This window comes from Streptomyces sp. NPDC005141 (assembly GCF_053599975.1).
The window spans coordinates 1-18517 of record NZ_JBSFYW010000070.1 but is presented as its reverse complement, the minus strand read 5'-3'; the positions used below and the strand labels follow the sequence as shown (position 1 = coordinate 18517).

Annotated in this window: 19 protein-coding genes and 1 pseudogene; 16 read left to right on the top strand and 4 right to left on the bottom strand. The window is 72.2% G+C overall.

Translation table 11 applies throughout. The annotated features are described in order from the left end of the window. The first annotated feature begins 141 nt into the window (after nucleotides 1-141). The 11 genes and pseudogenes from ACWD68_RS35610 to ACWD68_RS35560 all read left to right on the top strand — a co-directional run. Entirely contained in the window at nucleotides 142-1269 is a 1128-nt protein-coding gene (locus ACWD68_RS35610; protein WP_451810598.1) for a ParA family protein, read from the top strand. Beyond that, nucleotides 1254-1835: a hypothetical protein gene (locus tag ACWD68_RS35605; RefSeq protein WP_451810597.1), complete on the top strand. Its 582-nt coding sequence runs from the start codon at nucleotides 1254-1256 to the stop codon at nucleotides 1833-1835. The genes ACWD68_RS35610 and ACWD68_RS35605 overlap by 16 nt, the downstream gene beginning before the upstream one ends. Nucleotides 1836-1853: 18 nt before the next feature. Continuing rightward, the gene (locus ACWD68_RS35600) at nucleotides 1854-3191 is read left to right on the top strand and encodes a segregation and condensation protein A (RefSeq protein WP_451810596.1); all 1338 of its coding nucleotides are present in this window, start codon (nucleotides 1854-1856) and stop codon (nucleotides 3189-3191) included. After that, on the top strand, nucleotides 3188-3844 hold the full coding sequence (gene scpB, locus ACWD68_RS35595; RefSeq protein WP_451810595.1) for an SMC-Scp complex subunit ScpB: 657 nt from the start codon (nucleotides 3188-3190) through the stop codon (nucleotides 3842-3844). Before ACWD68_RS35600 ends, scpB begins: the two co-directional genes overlap by 4 nt. Then, nucleotides 3844-5025 carry a pseudouridine synthase gene (locus tag ACWD68_RS35590; protein WP_451810594.1) on the top strand — a complete coding sequence of 394 codons (1182 nt, stop codon included), beginning with the start codon at nucleotides 3844-3846 and terminating at the stop codon, nucleotides 5023-5025. Before scpB ends, ACWD68_RS35590 begins: the two co-directional genes overlap by 1 nt. A 171-nt stretch (nucleotides 5026-5196) precedes the next feature. Continuing rightward, nucleotides 5197-6165, top strand: coding sequence for a sigma-70 family RNA polymerase sigma factor (locus ACWD68_RS35585; protein WP_451810593.1), 969 nt, complete (start codon nucleotides 5197-5199; stop codon nucleotides 6163-6165). After that, nucleotides 6162-6764 carry a TIGR03086 family metal-binding protein gene (locus ACWD68_RS35580; protein WP_451810592.1) on the top strand — a complete coding sequence of 201 codons (603 nt, stop codon included), beginning with the start codon at nucleotides 6162-6164 and terminating at the stop codon, nucleotides 6762-6764. The genes ACWD68_RS35585 and ACWD68_RS35580 overlap by 4 nt, the downstream gene beginning before the upstream one ends. Nucleotides 6765-6784: 20 nt before the next feature. Beyond that, entirely contained in the window at nucleotides 6785-8263 is a 1479-nt protein-coding gene (locus ACWD68_RS35575; RefSeq protein WP_451810591.1) for a DHA2 family efflux MFS transporter permease subunit, read from the top strand. Nucleotides 8264-8443: 180 nt separating this feature from the next. After that, complete coding sequence (locus tag ACWD68_RS35570) at nucleotides 8444-9199, top strand: NUDIX hydrolase (RefSeq protein WP_451810590.1); 756 nt, start codon at nucleotides 8444-8446, stop codon at nucleotides 9197-9199. Beyond that, nucleotides 9199-10221, top strand: a complete 1023-nt coding sequence (locus ACWD68_RS35565) for an ADP-ribosylglycohydrolase family protein (RefSeq protein WP_451810589.1) — start codon at nucleotides 9199-9201, stop codon at nucleotides 10219-10221. Before ACWD68_RS35570 ends, ACWD68_RS35565 begins: the two co-directional genes overlap by 1 nt. A gap of 3 nt (nucleotides 10222-10224) precedes the next feature. Beyond that, nucleotides 10225-10977, top strand: a pseudogene (locus ACWD68_RS35560) (nucleotidyltransferase domain-containing protein); the annotation flags it as partial. Here ACWD68_RS35560 and ACWD68_RS35555 read toward each other — a convergent pair. From ACWD68_RS35555 to ACWD68_RS35540, 4 genes are all read right to left on the bottom strand, one after another. Next, on the bottom strand, nucleotides 10906-11727 hold the full coding sequence (locus ACWD68_RS35555; RefSeq protein WP_451810615.1) for a nucleotidyltransferase domain-containing protein: 822 nt from the start codon (nucleotides 11725-11727) through the stop codon (nucleotides 10906-10908). The pseudogene ACWD68_RS35560 and the gene ACWD68_RS35555 overlap by 72 nt on opposite strands. 124 nt (nucleotides 11728-11851) lie before the next feature. Further along, nucleotides 11852-12262 (bottom strand): Rieske (2Fe-2S) protein, encoded by a 411-nt coding sequence (locus tag ACWD68_RS35550; protein WP_451810588.1) that lies wholly within the window; start codon nucleotides 12260-12262, stop codon nucleotides 11852-11854. Beyond that, nucleotides 12259-12843, bottom strand: a complete 585-nt coding sequence (locus tag ACWD68_RS35545; protein WP_451810587.1) for a DUF6529 family protein — start codon at nucleotides 12841-12843, stop codon at nucleotides 12259-12261. The genes ACWD68_RS35550 and ACWD68_RS35545 overlap by 4 nt, the downstream gene beginning before the upstream one ends. Before the next feature lie 24 nt (nucleotides 12844-12867). Continuing rightward, nucleotides 12868-13530, bottom strand: coding sequence for a hypothetical protein (locus tag ACWD68_RS35540; RefSeq protein ID WP_451810586.1), 663 nt, complete (start codon nucleotides 13528-13530; stop codon nucleotides 12868-12870). Nucleotides 13531-13910: 380 nt separating this feature from the next. Here ACWD68_RS35540 and aroH point away from each other — a divergent pair, with 380 nt between their 5' ends. The 5 genes from aroH to der form a co-directional block, all read left to right on the top strand. Beyond that, nucleotides 13911-14273, top strand: coding sequence for a chorismate mutase (gene aroH, locus ACWD68_RS35535; protein ID WP_451810585.1), 363 nt, complete (start codon nucleotides 13911-13913; stop codon nucleotides 14271-14273). Further along, nucleotides 14270-15355 carry a prephenate dehydrogenase gene (locus tag ACWD68_RS35530; RefSeq protein WP_451810584.1) on the top strand — a complete coding sequence of 362 codons (1086 nt, stop codon included), beginning with the start codon at nucleotides 14270-14272 and terminating at the stop codon, nucleotides 15353-15355. The genes aroH and ACWD68_RS35530 overlap by 4 nt, the downstream gene beginning before the upstream one ends. A 292-nt stretch (nucleotides 15356-15647) precedes the next feature. Beyond that, nucleotides 15648-16343, top strand: a complete 696-nt coding sequence (gene cmk, locus ACWD68_RS35525) for a (d)CMP kinase (RefSeq protein ID WP_451810583.1) — start codon at nucleotides 15648-15650, stop codon at nucleotides 16341-16343. Then, nucleotides 16301-17014 (top strand): lysophospholipid acyltransferase family protein, encoded by a 714-nt coding sequence (locus tag ACWD68_RS35520; protein ID WP_451810582.1) that lies wholly within the window; start codon nucleotides 16301-16303, stop codon nucleotides 17012-17014. The genes cmk and ACWD68_RS35520 overlap by 43 nt, the downstream gene beginning before the upstream one ends. Nucleotides 17015-17091: 77 nt before the next feature. After that, nucleotides 17092-18517, top strand: a 1426-nt coding sequence (gene der / locus ACWD68_RS35515) for a ribosome biogenesis GTPase Der (RefSeq protein WP_451810581.1), incomplete at its 3' end; no start/stop codon positions are given.

The following is an 18517-nucleotide window of genomic DNA, read 5'->3' as shown; positions in this document are numbered from 1 at the left end:
CTGCGGAGCGGTGACACGCCATAGAGTCGCCAACCGTCGGCATGGTGCCACGCTGACCTATCTAGAAGTTTCCTGGTCACCAAGGAGGTAAGACGACTTGTGAATGAGTCGACATTTACTCCCGGGGGTGGTCAACCAGGAATGCCGGCGCGGGGCCAGAGCCCCACGGGGCTCGAGGCTGTCGGCTCCGTCGCTGTCCGAACCTTCGCAGCCCACCAGAGTCCCCGGATGACTCAGACAGCACACCCGAGCATGGATGGCCATCACGTGAACGCCATGGCCGGCAACGGAAGTGGCGAGAACCACACCCACTTCGCCGACTACGACGAACTGCCCGAGGGGCACTTCTACGACCCCGACGCCGAGTACGAGCCCGATCCGGAGTACGCGGCCACGCTCGCGCCCGACGCGGCTCGCCAGCGCCGTGAGCGCATCGGCCCGACGGGGCGCCCGCTGCCCTACTTCCCGATCCCGGGTCCGCTGACCAGCCACGGCCCCGCGACGATCATCGCGATGTGCAACCAGAAGGGCGGCGTGGGCAAGACCACGTCGACCATCAACCTGGGGGCCGCGCTCGCCGAGTACGGACGCCGGGTGCTGCTCGTCGACTTCGACCCGCAGGGCGCGCTGTCCGTGGGTCTCGGCGTCAACCCGATGGAGCTCGACCTCACCGTCTACAACCTGCTCATGGAGCGGGGCATGGTGGCCGACGACGTGCTCCTGAAGACGGCGGTCCCGAACATGGACCTGCTGCCCAGCAACATCGACCTGTCCGCCGCCGAGGTGCAACTGGTGAGCGAGGTCGCCCGCGAGTCCACGCTGCAGCGCGCCCTGAAGCCGCTGCTGGCCGACTACGACTACATCGTGATCGACTGTCAGCCCTCGCTCGGCCTGCTCACCGTGAACGCGCTGACGGCGGCCCACAAGGTGATCGTGCCGCTGGAGTGCGAGTTCTTCGCGCTGCGCGGTGTCGCCCTGCTCACCGAGACCATCGAGAAGGTCCAGGAGCGGCTCAACCCCGAGCTGGAACTCGACGGGATCCTCGCCACGATGTACGACTCCCGCACGGTGCACAGCCGTGAGGTGCTCGCACGCGTCGTCGAGGCCTTCGACGATCACGTCTACCACACCGTGATCGGCCGGACCGTCCGCTTCCCGGAGACCACGGTCGCCGGTGAGCCGATCACCACCTACGCCTCCAACTCCGTAGGTGCCGCCGCCTATCGCCAGCTCGCCAGGGAGGTGCTCGCCCGGTGTCACGCCGAGTGAGTCTGCCGGGGGCCGACGAACTGTTCCGTACCACCGGGGGAATGGCGCTCCAGTCGTCCACGCCCTCACGTCGGACCAACGGCGAGGCCCGGGTGCCGGCTCCGGCCGGCGAGAGCGACGCGGCGGCCGCCGGGGAGGACGCGCCCCAGTCGGTGCCGGTCCGGGGCGGTGACGGCGAGGGCGACGAACATGTCGCCGCCGGCGCCGAGTCGTCCGACGCGGGAGAGTCCCGCAGCCGGGGCAGCGCCGCGGACCGCTCGGGGCGCCGTCAGACGACGCAGGAAGGTTCTGCCGCCCCGGCCGCCGCCGGGCAGTCCTCCCGCAAGCGGGCGCGTGCCGCCAACCGCCGGCCCAGCGGGCGGGAGCGGCACGACGAGAAGATCACGGTGTACGTGTCCGCCGAGGAGCTGATGGACCTCGAGCACGCGCGCCTGGTGCTCCGCGGCGAGCACGGGCTCGCCGTCGACCGCGGGCGGATCGTCCGTGAGGCGGTCGCGGTGGTCCTCGCCGATCTGGAATCCCGCGGGGACGCGAGCATTCTCGTACGACGTCTGCGCGGGCGGTAGCGGTAGCCTGCGACGGCCATGACCTCGAACGTCCCGCCCCCGTCCGCCGCCTCCGGCGGTCGTCGGCGTGCGCTGGGGCGCGGGCCGGGGACGGCACCGGCGTCGGCCGAACCGTCCGAGGTATCCGAAGCCTCCGAGGTATCCGAGGTATCCGTCGACCTGCCGGAGACCTCCGCAGAGAGGCCCGCAGAGGGCGCTGAGTCGACTGCGACGCCCGCGGAGGCCGCTGAGGCGCCCGCGGAGGCCGCTGAGCCGGCCGAGGCGCCCATGGGGCCGGTGGAGTGGTCACAGACGCCCGGAGAGGCGGCTGAGACGGCTCCGGGGCCCGAGAGGGCCGTCGGGGAGCCGGAGGAGCCGGCAGGGCTGTTCCAGGGGCCTGGAGAGGGCCCGGAGCGATGCGCGGGGCCGGGCGGACCGGCCGAGCCACCTGAGACGCCGGGAGACGGCCCAGGGGCGCCCGGGGCGCCGGCGGGCCCGGCCGGGGTGTCCGCGGAGGTCTCCGGCGGCGCTCCCGGTGAGTCCGGTGACGGTGTCTTCAAGGTGCGGCTCTCGAATTTCGAGGGCCCCTTCGATCTGCTGCTCCAGCTGATCTCCAAGCACAAACTCGATGTCACCGAAGTGGCGCTGTCCAAGGTCACAGACGAGTTCATGGCGCACATCCGGGCGATGGGCCCGGACTGGGACCTCGACCAGACGACCGAGTTCCTGGTCGTCGCGGCGACGCTGCTCGATCTGAAGGCGGCCCGGCTGCTCCCGACCGCCGAGGTCGAGGACGAGGCCGACCTGGCCCTCCTGGAGGCGCGGGACCTGCTGTTCGCCCGGCTGCTCCAGTACCGCGCGTACAAGCGGATCGCGGACATCTTCAACGCGCGGCTCGAAGAGGAGGCCCGCCGCTATCCCCGTACCGTCGGGCTCGAGGCGCATCACGCCGCACTGCTGCCCGAGGTCGTCATCAGCATCGGCGCGGAGGGCTTCGCGAAGCTCGCCGTGAAGGCGATGCAGCCGAGACCCAAGCCGCAGGTGTACGTCGACCACATCCACGCGCCGCTCGTCAGCGTGCAGGAGCAGGCCGGGATCGTGGTGGCGCGGCTCCGGGAACTCGGCGAGGCCAGCTTCCGCTCGCTCGTCGAGGACACCGACGACACCCTCACCGTGGTCGCCCGGTTCCTGGCCCTGCTGGAGCTCTACCGCGAGAAGGTCGTCGCCCTGGACCAGGAGGAGGCCCTCGGGGACCTGATGGTGCGCTGGACGGGCGGGGAGGGCGACGACCGCCCCAGGGTGACCGACGAGTTCGACCGGCCCGCGGAAGCGGTGCGGGACGAGGCAGGGCGCGGGACCAAGGAGGAGAAGGCGTGAGCGAGGAGACCACCGACACCCCCGCGGGGCCGCGCACCGTCGCCGACCTCGATCTCAGGCCCGCCCTGGAGGCCGTCCTGATGGTGGTGGACGAGCCGGCCACCGAGGAGCACCTCGCCAAGATCCTCGAGCGGCCGAAGCGGCAGATCGCGGACGCGCTGCGCGCACTGGCCGACGAGTACACCGTCCAGGGCCGCGGTTTCGAGCTCAGGCTGATCGCGGGCGGCTGGCGCTTCTACTCGCGTCCCGAGTACGCGACGGCCGTCGAACGCTTCGTCCTGGACGGTCAGCAGGCCCGGCTCACCCAGGCGGCTCTGGAGACGCTCGCCGTCGTCGCGTACCGCCAGCCGGTCAGCCGATCAAGGGTCTCGGCGGTCCGCGGAGTCAACTGCGACGGCGTGATGCGCACCCTCCTCCAGAGGGGTCTGGTCGAGGAGGCGGGCACGGAACCCGAAACAGGTGCGATCCTGTACACGACGACGAACTACTTCCTGGAGCGAATGGGCCTGCGCGGTCTGGACGAGCTCCCGGAGCTCGCGCCCTTCCTCCCCGAGGCGGACGCGATCGAGGCCGAGACGCTGGAAGGGGTCCCGTCGTTCGATCCGGATGCACCGGATGCAGATGCAGACGACACGACGACGACGGAACTTTGATGCGAAGCAGTGGCAGCGGCAGTGGCAGGAACAGCGGGCGCGGCAACCCGCGGGGCAGCGGCGGGGGCAGTGGCTCCCGTGGCAGCGGCAACCCGCGCGGAAGCGGTGGGGGCGGCGGCTCGCGCGGCAGTGGCAACCCGCGGGGCGCCGGTGGGAGCGGCTCCCAGCCGAGGGGCGCGGCAGGGCGCGACGACAAGCCGAAGCGTCCCAGCAAGCCCCGTCCCGAGGAGCGCCGCTACGACGTAGGCCCCGGCGCCTCGCCGGAGGGCCCGAAGTCCGGGCGCGGTGCCTCCGCGCGCGGCGGCGCCAAGGGCGGTCCCCGGCAGGGCCAGCAGCGCACCGGCCGGACGGAGCCCTCGCGCTCCCGCGAGTACGAGACGCGGACCGAGGAGCGCAACCGGGACCGGTACGCGGGCAAGCCGGACATCAAGCTGCCCAAGACCTTCCCGGGTGCCGAGGAGGAGGGCGAGCGCCTGCAGAAGATCCTCGCGCGAGCGGGCTACGGCTCCCGGCGCGCCTGCGAGGAGCTGGTCGACCAGGCCAGGGTCGAGGTCAACGGCCAGATCGTCCTGGAGCAGGGGCTGCGCGTCGACACGGAGAAGGACGAGATCAAGGTCGACGGGCTGACGGTCGCGACGCAGTCGTACCAGTTCTTCTCGCTGAACAAGCCCGCCGGTGTCGTCTCCACCATGGAGGACAACGAGGGCCGTCAGTGCCTCGGCGACTACGTGACGAACCGCGAGACGCGGCTCTTCCACGTGGGCCGGCTCGACACCGAGACCGAGGGCGTCATCCTGCTCACCAACCACGGCGAGCTGGCGCACCGGCTGACCCACCCGAAGTACGGCGTGAAGAAGGTCTACCTCGCGCACGTCGTCGGCCCGATCCCGCGCGACCTGGGCAAGCGGCTCAAGGACGGCATCCAGCTGGAGGACGGGTACGCCAAGGCGGACCACTTCCGTGTCGTGGAGCAGACCGGCAAAAACTACCTCGTCGAGGTGACCCTGCACGAGGGCCGCAAGCACATCGTGCGCCGCATGCTCGCCGAGGCCGGTTTCCCGGTCGACAAGCTGGTGCGCGTCTCCTTCGGCCCGATCACCCTGGGCGACCAGAAGTCGGGCTGGCTGCGCCGCCTGTCGAACACCGAGGTCGGCATGCTGATGGCCGAGGTCGGCCTCTAGCCCTGGAGTCCCCGCGGCTCTCGCAGCCCCCGGACGCCCCACGCGTACGACGGCCGGTCCCGGAACTTCTCCGGGGCCGGCCGATTCGTTTTCGGCGTCCCGCCGGTCTGTACCGGTGAACGGACCACCGGTGTGCTCCGAGGCGTCCCGGTGCGAACGAAGGGAGCGGCGATGACCGAGACGACGGACCGCGACGAGTTCGTCCGGCTGACGGATCCCTACCGGCGGGAGCTGCTCGCCCACTGCTACCGCATGCTCGGCTCGGCCGACGACGCCGAGGACCTCGTCCAGGAGACGTATCTGCGGGCCTGGCGGTCCTACGAGAGGTACGAGGGCCGGGCGAGCCTGCGCACCTGGCTCTACCGGATCGCCACCAACACGTGTCTGACGGCGCTGGAGGGGCGGGGGCGCCGTCCGCTGCCCACCGGGCTCGGCGGGCCGGGAGACCTGCCCGAGGAGCCTCTGCAGGCCCCCGCGACGGACATCCCGTGGCTCCAGCCGCTGCCCGACACGCTCGTCGACCCGGCGACGGTCGTCGCGGCGCGCGGGAGCCTGCGGCTCGCCCTGGTCGCCGCGCTGCAGAATCTGCCCGCCCGGCAGCGGGCCGTGCTCATCCTGCGGGATGTCCTGGCCTGGCGGGCGTCCGAGGTCGCCGCTCTGCTCGGCACCTCGACCGCGGCGGTCAAGAGCACGCTCCAGCGCGCGCGTGCCCGGCTCGACGAGGTCGCCCCGGAGGAGGACCTGGTGGTCGAGCCCGAAGGGACCGACGACCGCGAACTCCTCGACCGCTACATGAGCGCCTTCGAGAACGCCGACATGGAGTCGCTGCTGGGGCTGCTGCGGGACGGGGTCGAGCTGGAGATGCCGCCCCACCTGGAATGGTTCAGCGGGAGGAAGGACGTCCTGCGGTTCCTGCGGGTGCGGGTGCTCTCCGGGCGTGAGGCGGGATGGATCCGCATGGTGCCCGTACGGGCCAACGGGCAGCCTGCTGTGGCGGCGTACGAACGCGGGGTCGACGGCGTGCTCCGGGCGCACTCCGTGCAGGTGCTCACCGTCGAGGAGCGCGGTATCGCGCGGCTCACCGTCTTCCTCGATCCGGGGCTGTTCGCCGGCTTCGGCCTGCCCCGGGTTCTCCCGTGAACCCGGGAGAGCTCCTGGAGCGGTCGCTCGCGTACGCGCTGGGCAGCGTCGCCACGGTGCCGCGGGAGGGCCTGCGGTGGCCGACACCGTGCGCCGAGTGGGACCTGGGGGAGTTGCTCCGCCACCTCGACGACTCGGTGGACGCGCTCTACGAAGGCGTCGCGGACGGGCGGGTCGGGCTGTGTCCCGCTCCGCCCGCCGCCGATCCGGTGTGCGTCTTCCGCGAGCGGGCCCGTGCCCTCCTCGGCGCCTGGGCGGCGGTGTCCGACGCACCGGCCGCCCCGGCCGCACCGGCCGTGGGGGACCGGTTCCTGGACCCGGGGCTGCTGGCGGCCGTCGGCGCCCTGGAGATCGCGGTGCACGGCTGGGACGTCGGCCGTGCCTGCGGGCGGGCCCGGGCGATCCCGTCCGGACTCGCCGTGGAACTGCTGCCCGTCGCGCACGCCGTGGTCGCCGACGCCGACCGCGGTGTGCGCTTCGCCGACCCGGTCGGCGTACCGGTGCCGGCCCGGCCCGGTGACGTCCTCCTCGCGTTCCTGGGACGGCGTCCCGGCCGCGATTCCTTTTCGACGCGGGCCCGGTCCGTCTTCCGTGAGTGATCCTCACGGAAGGAACCGTCATGACCGACACCACCGCGCGCGCCCCCGTCCAGCAGCCGTCCGCCATGCCCGCACGCCGTGCGTGGACCGTCGTCCTGGCCGGACTGGGGGCGCTGCTCTGCTCCCTCGACGTGGTCGTCGTGGCCACCGCGCTGCCCGCCCTGCGGGCCGACTTCGGGGCGAGCCTGTCCGACCTGGAGTGGACGATCAACGCGTACAACCTCGTCTTCGCCTGCCTCACCCTGACCGGCGCCGCGCTCGGCGACCGCTTCGGGCGGCGGCGGATGTACGTCACCGGGCTCGCCGTGTTCACCCTGGCCTCGGCCCTCGCGGCACTGGCCGCCGGGCCGGGCGAGCTGATCGCCGCGCGGGTGCTCCAGGGCGCCGGCGCCGCCGTCCTGCTGCCGCTCACCCTGACCCTGATCAGTGAGGCGTTCCCGGCCGAGAAACGGGGCGTCGCCATCGGGGTCTGGGGCGGGGTGACCGGACTCGGCGTCGCGGCCGGGCCCGTGCTCGGCGGCGCCGTCACCGAGGGACTGTCCTGGCAGTGGATCTTCTGGCTGAACGTGCCGACCGGGCTCGCGATGCTGCCCCTGGCCACGCTGAAACTGCGCGAGAGCCACGGCCCGCGTCCGCAACTCGACGTCGTGGGGCTGCTGTTGGCCGCCGTCGGACTGACCGGCCTCGCCTGGGCGCCGGTGCGGGCGCCGCAGGCGGGGTGGGGGAGCGCCGAAGTGCTGGGCGCGCTGGCCGTCGGAGTCGTCTTCGTGGCGGCCTTCCTCGGCTGGGAGCGGTCGCGGGCGCGCTACCCGATGCTGCCCCTCGGGTACTTCCGAAGGCGTGCCTTCTCCACCGCCAACGGCGTCGCCTTCCTGACGTTCATGTCGCTGCTCGGCTCCCTCTTCATGATCACGCAGCTGTTCCAGCTCGGCCTCGGGAGTTCACCGTTGCAGGCCGGCGTCCGCATCCTCGTGTGGACCGGCATGCCGCTCCTGGTGGCACCGATCGCGGGCGCCCTCGCCGACCGGTTCGGGAACCGGCCCTTCATGCTCGGGGGACTCGTGCTCCAGGCGGCCGGCCTCGGACTGCTGGCCCGGCAGGTGCAGCCCGGCGTCGGCTACGGACGGCTGGTGCTGCCGCTGATCATCGCGGGCGTCGGCATCTCCATGGTCTTCCCCACCGTCGCGAACGCCGTGACCTCGTCGGTGCCGCCCGCCGACGCGGGCGTCGCCGCCGGTGTCAACAACGCGCTGCGCGAGCTGGGCGGAGTCTTCGGAGTCGCCGTCGCCGCGGCCGTGTTCACGCGCTACGGGGGCTACGGTTCGGCGGCGGACTTCGTCGACGGCTGCGGTCCGGCGCTGTGGGTCTCGGCGGGAGTCGCGGCCGTGGGGGCGCTCGTGGCCGCTCTCGCTCCGGCGCACGCTCGGGCGCAGGGTCCGGACACGCGCCGTGCCGAGGCCCGGCGCCCGGAGGTGTCGCGCGCCCGGGTCCAGCGGTGATCCGAACGGCGTTCACCCGGGACGGAACACCTTCCGCCGCCTCCGCCGCACGCGCGGACAATTTTCCCGCGGCGGGTTCGAGAAACCGCAACTTCCCAAGCTGAGAACCTTGTTGGTATCCTCCCACCCCCTTTATAGTCGTACTGACCATAGTCAGGCTGACCATAAAGGGGGTGGGGTGTGGCGACAGAGGAAGGCCACGCGCCGGGCGGCACGGCGCCCAAGGGGTACGACAAGTACGCCTTCGAGCCCTTCGCCGTCACCGTCGACCTGGCCGTCCTGACCGTGCGCGCGGGCGCACTGCAGGTGCTGCTCGTCGAGCGGGGCCAGGAGCCGTACGCCGGCCGCTGGGCGCTGCCCGGCGGCTTCGTGCTGCCCCACGAGTCCGCGGAGGCGGCGGCCCGCCGCGAACTCGCTGAGGAGACCGGGCTGTCGGACATCTCGGGACTCCATCTGGAGCAGCTGCGCACGTACAGCGAACCCGACCGCGACCCCCGCATGCGGATCGTCTCCGTCGCGTTCGCCGCCCTGCTGCCCGACGCCCCCGAGCCGCACGGCGGCGGCGACGCGGCGCAGGCCCAGTGGCTGCGGTTCAACGCGCTCGGTCCGCTCGCCTTCGACCACGACCGGATCCTCGCCGACGCCCACGAACGCGTGGGCTCCAAGCTGGAGTACTCCTGTCTCGCCACCTCCTTCTGCCCGCCCGAGTTCACCCTCGGCGAGCTGCAGCAGGTCTACGAGACCGTGTGGGGCACCGCGCTCGACCGGCCCAACTTCCGGCGCAAGGTCCTCGCCACGCCCGGATTCGTCGAACAGGTCCCCGGTGCCGCGCGCCTCACCGGCGGCCGCGGCAAGCCCGCCGCCGTCTACCGCGCGGGCGGCGCCAAAGCCCTGCACCCACCCCTGCTGCGTCCCATCTCGGAAGGACGGCCCTGATGACCACCACGACCCTCGCGAAGCGCGCCGCCACCGGATCCCTCATAGGCCTGGCCCTCGGTGACGCGTTCGGATTCCCCACCGAGTTCAACTCCGTGCCCGCCATCCTCGACAAGTGCGGCCCCTGGCGGCAGATGGCGCTGCCCCGGCCCGCGATCGTCACCGACGACACCCAGATGACGCTGGCGCTGGCGCGGGGGATGCGTACGGCGATGAACCGGGGTCTGCTCGGTCCGCTGGGGATGGAACGGCCGGTGCGCGAGGAGTTCGTGGACTGGTACCAGTCGCCCGAGAACAACCGCGCCCCCGGGCGGACCTGCCTCGTCGCCTGCAACCTCCTCAAGAACGAGAAGCGCCGCTGGCAGGAGGCCAGCCAGATCGGCTCCAAGGGCTGCGGCGCCAACATGCGCGTCGCGCCCGTCGGACTCGTCCGCGGGCTCAGCGACGAACAGCGCGCGGGCGCCGCGCAGTTCCAGGCCGCGCTGACCCACGGCCACCCCACCGCACTCGCCGCCGCGGACCTCACCGCGCACGCGATCTGGCTGCTCACCCAGGGCGTCGAGCCGATGGGACTGGTCGGCCGACTGCGCTCGTACGCGTACGAGAACCGGCACCGCTATCACTCCCGCTGGCTCGGCGACCTCTGGTCCTTCAGCGAGGACGCCACACCGGAGCAGTACATCTCCCGCGGCTGGGACGAGTGCCTCGACGTCCTGGACAACCTCCGGCACGCCGTGCGCACCGTCTCGCCCGAGACCGACCCCTGCATGGCCACCGGCGGCGGCTGGATCGCCGAGGAGGCGCTCGCCACCGGCCTGCTGTGCTTCCTGCTGTTCGTCGACGAACCCGTCACCGCGCTGCGCCGGGCCGCCTGCACCTCGGGCGACTCCGACTCCATCGCCTGCCTGACCGGGGCGTTCGCGGGCGCCCACCACGGCTCGGAGGCCTGGCCGACGGCCTGGGCCGACCGCATCGAATACCAGGGCGACCTGATGGCGCTGGGGGCCCTCTGGGACGCTTGAGGGATGACAGACGTCCTCGGTGCCGGCACCGATCTCGCGAGCGTGGTGGGCGAACAGCCCGACCCCGTGCTCTTCGCCACCGTCTCCGGGGCGCACCTGTACGGCTTCCCCTCGAGCGACTCCGACGTCGACCTGCGCGGTGTCCATCTGCTGCCGACGGCCGACCTGGTCGGGCTGCGCGAGCCGGAGGAGACCCGGTCGCGCATGTGGGACGAGGGCGGCGTCGAGATGGATCTGGTCACCCACGACCTGCGCAAGTTCGTCCGGCTGATGCTGCGGCGCAACGGCTATGTGCTGGAGCAGCTGCTCTCGCCGCTCGTCGTGCGCACCGGCGACGAACACCGTGAGCTCATCTCGCTCGTCCCCGGGGTCCTCACCCGCCATCACGCCCACCACTACCGGGGGTTCGCGACCACGCAGTGGCGGCTCTTCGAGAAGACCGGCGAACTCAAGCCGCTGCTCTACACGTTCCGTGTGCTGCTCACCGGCATCCACCTCATGCGCAGCGGCGAGGTCCGCGCGGACCTGCCGACGCTGGCCGGGCAGGTCGCGTCTCCCGCGTATCTGCCGGACCTGATCGCCGCGAAGGCGGAGCGGGAGCACGGGGCCGCGGAGATCTCCCGTACCCGCGTGGAGGAGGACGTGGAGCGGCTCCACACGCTCCTCGACGAGGCGCAGGACGCCTCAGCGCTGCCCGACGCCACCTCCGCGCACGACGCGCTGCACGCCTTCGTCGTCAGGGTTCGCCTGGACGGCGTCCGGGGAGGTCCGGAGGGCACCCGGGGGCCGCAGGACACCGTCGGCGCCCTGGAGCGCTGACGCGCGGCGCACCCGGAAGAGGAAGTCCTCCACGCGCGCGTGGTCCGGCTCGGGCGCGAGCGGGCTGCGGGCGGCCGCCTCGTCGGCCTCCGTCACCAGACGGGACATCCAGCTCCCGACCTCGCTCCAGGGCACCTCGCCCCGCTTCACCGCGAGCAGCGGTTCGCGCTGCTCCGTGACGTCGATCGTCAGGGCTCCCGTGCGCAGCAGGTCGCGGGAGCTCATCAGGAGGCGCAGCAGATGCATCGCGTGCTTCCAGCGCGGGGCGCCGTACGTGCGGACGTCCGCCTCCAGCTTCTTGTGCTGGCCCAGGGCATAGCGGGCGAATGTCTCGTGCGCCCGGCGGGAGAGGAACGCCTGCCGGAGGGCCAGGAGTTCACGCCCGGTGTCGTCCACGTACTCGACGAGGGGGGAGTGCAGGCACTCCAGGATGTTCGGGTTGGCGCGCAGCGCGAGCGTGCAGAACCGCTCCAGCTCCCAGCTGAACTGCTCCTCCGCCGGGCCCTCGACATGCGTCGGCGGCTTCTCGAAGCGCCAGAAGAGCGGGCTCGGGGCGAGGAAGACGCCCCGGCGGTCCGTGTCACTGTCGTCCGTGGCCAGCCCGAAGGCCCGTGACCCCATCACACAGGAGTAGACCGTGTGGTCCCGCACCAGCGAGACCGCCGACACGGGAGGTGCCGGAGACACGGGCGGCCCCGCCGGCGGCACGGCCGGCTCGTGGGGCTCCGCCGGTGCCGGGGACGCGGTCGGCGCCGGGGGCGTCTGGGGTACGGGGGACTCGGAACGCATGAACCGGAGCGTACGGGCCCTCTCACGCCAGGCGGATCGAGTTTCCCTCCACGGTGATCTTCTCCGCGGGCAGCGGGCGCGGCGCGGGACCGGCCTTCACCGCCCCGTCCTCGACGCTGAACCTGCTCCCGTGACAAGGGCAGTCGATGGTGCCGTCCGCGACCTTGTTCACCGTGCAGCCCGCGTGCGTGCAGATCGCCGAGAAGGCCTTGAAGTCGCCCTTCTCCGGCTGGGTGACCACGATCTTCTGGTCCTTGAAGATCGTGCCCCCGCCGACCGGGATGTCGCTCGTCGTGGCGAGCTGCGCGCCGCTGGAGGCCTTCGGTGACGAGTCCGACGAGCTGCCGCCATCGCCGTACTGACTGCACCCCGCCAGCAGCGCGGACGCCCCCGTCGCGAGAATCACCGTGCGCCGCGTCGAGCGGTTGGTCATGTCGTCACTCCGAACGTACGGAAGAACCAGAGGGCGGACGTCAGCCAGACGGCCGTGAGCACGGCGAAGACCAGGCCGCCGACGATCGGCAACAGCCAGCCGGGCAGGCGCTCCCAGCGGAGCAGCAGCATCTTGGCACTGAAGGCACCGAAGAAGAAGCAACCGAGGAGCGAGTGCCACAGGACGCGCGTTTCGTACGTCTGATAGCCCAACGCGTACAGGCAGTGGACGGCGACCGGCACCGCCACCAGGAACGCGATCCGTCCCGACCACCGGTGCAGGGTCGACGCCCAGCTCGGGCCCGGCAGTCTTCCGTACATCATGAGCGCCGAGACGAGCTGGACGAGGGCGAAGAAGAAGGCCGTCGTCGCCAGCCATGACTTCACGGCGCCCGTGCTGCTGAAACCGGCGAGGTTGAAGGCCGTTCCCGCCGGGTCGTGCACCTTGCCGTAGGCGCCGAGACCGATCGCGACGGCCGCGGCGACCAGGGCCGGGACGAGATAGCGGGCGGGACTCGGGCCGCGGTGGGCGGGCGGCGGGGAGGGGAAGCCCTGGGTGGCGGCGTTCGGGTCCACGGTCATGAGCAACTCCCTGCGGAAGGGGGGTCAGGGGGTGACAGGACGCGCGACGATCTTCTGTCCGTCGATGGTCACGGCGCCGGTCTCCGGGTCGATCACCGGTGCCGCCGAAGGTGTGCCGTCGCGCTTGACGACGCCGACCTGCTTTCCGCCGGGCAGCACGATCCAGCCGCCGTCGACCTTCGCGCCGCGCACGGTGGCCGTCGCCCGGTACAGACCGGAGGGCTTGACCGCCTTGTCGGCGGTGAAGGCGTATCGCTGCCCGCCGACGTCGGCGGTGCCGCGGATCCGCTTGCCGTCCTGGAGGGTCCCGTTCAGCTCGTCGCCGTGGCTGCCGGTGAGCTTCATGGTGCCGTCGTCCTTCACGTCACCCTTCAGCCAGGACTCCTTGTCGTGCCCGTCGCAGAAGTACGCGATCGCCTTGCCGCCCCGCAGGGAGACGGCGATCGCCGAGGAGTCGTCGTCGGTGCGGCCCGCGTAGTCGGCGTTGGGCGCGGCGCTGCGGGTCGGCGAGGGGCTCGGTGACGGCGACGAGGTCGTCGGCGGCGCACTGGGCGACACCGAGACAGCGGGCGACTCCTCCTGGTACGACGACGCGTTCTTCGTCCCCGTCGTCGCGTTGAGCGACAACAGGACCACGCCGAGCACGAGCCCCGCGAGAAGGGTGAGAAGGGGTCCTGGACGTTTCATTCGGGCCTCCCCCGGGGCGAGTCTCCTGCCATGAGAGCGGACCCGCGCTCCCGCGTCCAGAGGCGCACGGGCGCGTTCTCACCACAAGTAGCGGAATAGGGCGATTCAGGTGACATTGGCAGAGTCTGAGGCCGGCCACCGCCGCCCGTCCGCATCCACGAAAGGCGGGACGACGGCGGGCAACGATCTCGGCGGCCTGCTCGGCGGCCTCCTCGCCGGAGGCGGGCAGTCCGGCACCTCCGGCGGCGGCAAGGGGCCGCTCCCGGCCGGGCCCGGTGAGCGGCCCCCGTCTCGTCAGGCGGGCGGCCCGCACCGGTGCGCGGGGGCCTGACTACGCTGGTGTGACACGACATGCACACAGATCAGCGAGGAGCATCACCGTGGCGGTACGAGCGGTCCGGGGCGCCGTCCAACTGGAACGGGACGAGGCCGGCCACATGGACGAGCAGGTCAGCGAGCTGCTCACCGCCATCCTGGAGCGCAACGCGCTCACCACGGACGACCTGATCAGCATCTGGTTCACGGCCACGCCCGATCTGCACAGCGACTTCCCGGCGGCCGCGGCGCGCAAGCTCGGCATCGTCGACGTGCCGCTGATCTGCGCGCAGGAGCTGGACATCGAGGGCGCGATGCCCCGCGTCGTCCGTGTTCTCGCCCACATCGAGTCCGACCGGCCGCGCGCCGACATCGTGCACGTCTACCTGGGCGCCGCGGGCGCGCTCCGCAGGGACATCGCCCAGTGAGGACCGCACTCGTCATCGGAACCGGGCTGATCGGCACGTCCGCGGCCCTCGCGCTCGCCGCCCGCGGCGTCGTCGTGCACCTGACCGACCACGACCCGGAGCAGGCCCGTACGGCGGCCGCGCTGGGCGCCGGCACGGACGAGGCCCCCGAGGGGCCGGTCGACCTCGCGATCGTCGCCGCACCGCCCGCGCACGTCGCCGCGACCGTCGCGGACGCCATGCGGCGCGGCGTCGCCCGCGGCTACCTGGACGTCGCCAGCGTCAAGGGCGGTCCGCGCCGCGAGCTGGAGGCCATGGGCCTCGACCTCACCTCGTACATCGGCACGCACCCCATGTCCGGCCGCGAGAAGTCCGGTCCGCTGGCCGCGACGGGCGACCTCTTCGAGGGGCGGCCCTGGGTGCTCACACCGACCCGCGACACGGACACCGAGGTGCTGAACCTCGCCCTGGAACTGGTGTCGCACTGCCGGGCCGTACCCGTCGTGATGGACGCGGACGCCCACGACCGTGCCGTGGCGCTCGTCTCGCACATGCCGCACCTGGTGGCCGGCATGGTCGCCGCGCGCCTGGAGCACGCGGAGGAGTCGGCGGTACGGCTCTGCGGGCAGGGCATCCGCGATGTGACCCGGATCGCGGCCTCCGACCCCCGGATGTGGATCGACATCCTCTCCGCGAACCCGGGACCGGTCGCGGACCTCCTCACGGACGTCTCCGCCGACCTCGATGAGACGGTCCAGGCGCTGCGGGCCCTGCAGTCCTCCGACGAGGCCAAGCGCCGCGAGGGCGCCACCGGCATCGGGGAAGTCCTGCGCCGCGGCAACGCGGGCCAGGTCCGTGTCCCCGGCAAGCACGGCTCCGCGCCGCGCACCTACGAGGTCGTGGCCGTCCTGATCGACGACCAGCCCGGTCAGCTGGCCCGCATCTTCGCCGACGCGGGGATGGCCGGGGTCAACATCGAGGACGTACGCATCGAACACGCGACCGGCCAGCAGGCCGGTCTGGTGCAGCTGATGGTGGAGCCGAAGGCCGTGCCGGTGCTCGGCGCGGCGCTGCGGGAGCGGGGCTGGGCGCTGCGGCAGTAGGGCCGGGTCCCCGCCCGGGCTGGCCTGCACGGCGGATGGTGACGATGTCTCGCCGACGGTCGCCGATGGCTGGACCCGGCGCGGCCGTGCCGGGTCCCGCAGGCGCTCCGGTGCCGAGCGGTGCGAGCGCGGCGTCGGGGACCGGACCGCGGCCGGACACGGCGGCAGCGGGGCTCCGTGACCGGTCCCGGGAAGGGCCAGTAATACGGGGTCCGCGGAGCCAGTAACCTTGTGCGGGGCGCGATCGCGTCCCGCAGAGACCTCCACCCCGCACCAGGAAGGTGTTCCCACCGTGGACAACGGCGCCGCCCGTACCGCTCCGGCTGTGATTGTCGCCATCGACGGCCCCTCCGGCACGGGCAAGTCGAGCACCTCGAAGGCCGTGGCCGCGAAGCTCGGTCTGAGTTACCTGGACACGGGGGCGCAGTACCGCGCGATCACGTGGTGGATGGTCAGCAACGGCATCGACATAACGGACTCCTCCGCGATCGCCGCCGCGGCCGAGAAGCCGGAGATCATCTCCGGCACCGACCCGGCCGCGCCGACCATCACGGTCGACGGGACCGACGTCGCCGGCCCGATCCGTACGCAGGAGGTCACCTCCAAGGTGAGCGCGGTCAGCGCCGTGCCCGAGGTGCGCGCCCGGATCACCGAGCTGCAGCGCACCCTCGCCGGGTCCGCGCGGGTCGGCATCGTCGTCGAGGGCCGGGACATCGGCACCACCGTGCTGCCCGACGCCGACCTGAAGATCTTCCTCACCGCCTCCCCGGAGGCGCGTGCCGCCCGGCGCAGCGGCGAGCTGAACGGCGCGGACATCGACGCGACCCGCGAGGCGCTGATCAAGCGGGACGCGGCCGACTCCAGCCGCAAGACCTCCCCGCTCGCCAAGGCGGACGACGCCGTCGAGGTGGACACGTCCGACCTCACGCTCCAGCAGGTCATCGAGTGTGTCGTCACCCTCGTCGAGGAGAAGCGGGCCGCCAAGTGACCGCACCCTCCGCAAGAGGCGCCGAGGTGGGGCGCCGCATCGGCGTCGGCCTGATGTACGGGCTGTGGAAGCCGCGCGTGCTCGGCGCCTGGAAGGTCCCCGCGACCGGCCCGGCGATCCTGGCCGTGAACCACTCGCACAACATCGACGGGCCGATGGTCATGGGCGTCGCGCCCAGGCCCACGCACTTCCTGATCAAGAAGGAAGCGTTCATCGGCCCGCTCGACCCGTTCCTGCTGGGTATCGGCCAGCTGAAGGTGGACCGCGAGATCGCCGACCGCACGGCCATCACCGACGCCCTCGGCGTCCTGGCCTCCGGCGGCGTCCTCGGGATCTTCCCGGAGGGCACCCGGGGCGAGGGGGACTTCGCCTCGCTGCGGGCCGGGCTCGCGTACTTCGCGGTGCGCAGCGGAGCCCCGATCGTCCCGGTCGCGGTACTGGGAAGTTCCGAGAAGACCAGCCGGTTGACAAAGGCGCTGCCCCCGCTGCGCAGCAGGGTCGACGTCGTGTTCGGCGACCCCTTCGAAGCGGGCGACGGCAGCGGACGGCGTACGCGCAGCGCCTTGGACGAGGCCACCGGCCGCATCCAGAAACAGCTCAGCGCGCACCTGGACCACGCCAGGCGTCTTACCGGACGCCCGGAAAACGCCGGGCGCCCTGTCGGGCGTTAGGCGACACTTAGTAGTGGATCATCCGGTTTACGGGCGTTCCACCGATCACCACGAATGAACGACGAGGTACGGACTTCATGAACGACCACATCCAGCCCGACGGCTCGGCGGAACACGAGCACGGGGCGCTTGGCGATGCCGAGTACGCGGAGTTCATGGAGCTCGCCGCGGAAGAGGGCTTCGACGTCGAGGACGTCGAGGGCGCGATCGAGGCAGCGGGCCACGGCCCGCTGCCCGTCCTCGCCGTCGTCGGCCGCCCGAACGTGGGCAAGTCGACCCTGGTGAACCGCATCATCGGCCGCCGCGAGGCCGTCGTCGAGGACAAGCCCGGCGTCACCCGCGACCGCGTGACCTACGAGGCCGAGTGGGCGGGCCGCCGCTTCAAGCTGGTCGACACCGGCGGCTGGGAGCAGGACGTCCTCGGCATCGACGCGTCCGTCGCCGCGCAGGCCGAGTACGCGATCGAGGCCGCCGACGCCGTCGTCTTCGTCGTCGACGCCAAGGTCGGCGCGACCGACACCGACGAGGCGGTCGTACGACTTCTCCGCAAGGCCGGCAAGCCCGTCGTCCTGTGCGCCAACAAGGTCGACGGCATGAGCGGTGAGTCCGACGCCTCGCACCTCTGGGCCCTCGGTCTCGGCGAGCCGCACCCGGTCTCCGCGCTGCACGGCCGCGGCACCGGCGACATGCTCGACGCCGTCCTGGAGGCACTGCCCGAGGCCCCGGCGCAGACCTTCGGCACCGCGGTGGGGGGCCCCCGCCGCATCGCCCTCATCGGCCGCCCGAACGTCGGCAAGTCCTCCCTGCTGAACAAGGTGGCCAACGAGGACCGCGTGGTCGTCAACGAGGTCGCGGGCACCACCCGTGACCCGGTCGACGAGCTCATCGAACTCGGCGGCATCACCTGGAAGTTCGTCGACACGGCGGGCATCCGCAAGCGCGTCCACCTCCAGCAGGGCGCCGACTACTACGCCTCCCTGCGCACCGCCGCCGCCGTCGAGAAGGCCGAGGTCGCGGTCATCCTGATCGACGCGTCCGAGACCATCTCCGTGCAGGACCAGCGCATCGTCACGATGGCCGTCGAGGCGGGCCGCGCCATCGTCCTCGCCTTCAACAAGTGGGACACCCTCGACGAGGAGCGCCGCTACTACCTGGAGCGGGAGATCGAGACCGAGCTCCTCCAGGTGGCCTGGGCACCCCGCGTGAACGTCTCGGCCCGCACCGGCCGCCACATGGAGAAGCTCGTCCCGGCGATCGAGACCGCGCTGGACGGCTGGGAGACCCGCGTCCCGACCGGTCGCCTGAACGCCTTCCTCGGCGAGCTGGTCGCCGCCCACCCGCACCCGGTCCGCGGCGGCAAGCAGCCCCGCATCCTGTTCGGTACGCAGGCGGGCACCAAGCCCCCGCGCTCGGCCGACATCCTGGGCGCGGCCGTCGTCGACCTCCGCAAGGTGGGCTCCCTGGACGCGGACTGGATCCGGACCGACGCCGCGGGCAGGGACG

Bases quoted from the DNA above. Each gene is read 5' to 3' on its own strand.
- ACWD68_RS35565 (WP_451810589.1), top strand. From the start codon at position 9,199: ATGACCACCACGACCCTCGCGAAGCGCGCCGCCACCGGATCCCTCATA.
- ACWD68_RS35575 (WP_451810591.1), top strand. From the start codon at position 6,785: ATGACCGACACCACCGCGCGCGCCCCCGTCCAGCAGCCGTCCGCCATG.
- ACWD68_RS35550 (WP_451810588.1), bottom strand. From the start codon at position 12,262: ATGACCAACCGCTCGACGCGGCGCACGGTGATTCTCGCGACGGGGGCG.
- ACWD68_RS35545 (WP_451810587.1), bottom strand. From the start codon at position 12,843: ATGACCGTGGACCCGAACGCCGCCACCCAGGGCTTCCCCTCCCCGCCG.
- ACWD68_RS35600 (WP_451810596.1), top strand. From the start codon at position 1,854: ATGACCTCGAACGTCCCGCCCCCGTCCGCCGCCTCCGGCGGTCGTCGG.
- ACWD68_RS35585 (WP_451810593.1), top strand. From the start codon at position 5,197: ATGACCGAGACGACGGACCGCGACGAGTTCGTCCGGCTGACGGATCCC.
- ACWD68_RS35590 (WP_451810594.1), top strand. From the start codon at position 3,844: ATGCGAAGCAGTGGCAGCGGCAGTGGCAGGAACAGCGGGCGCGGCAAC.
- ACWD68_RS35540 (WP_451810586.1), bottom strand. From the start codon at position 13,530: ATGAAACGTCCAGGACCCCTTCTCACCCTTCTCGCGGGGCTCGTGCTC.
- ACWD68_RS35610 (WP_451810598.1), top strand. From the start codon at position 142: ATGCCGGCGCGGGGCCAGAGCCCCACGGGGCTCGAGGCTGTCGGCTCC.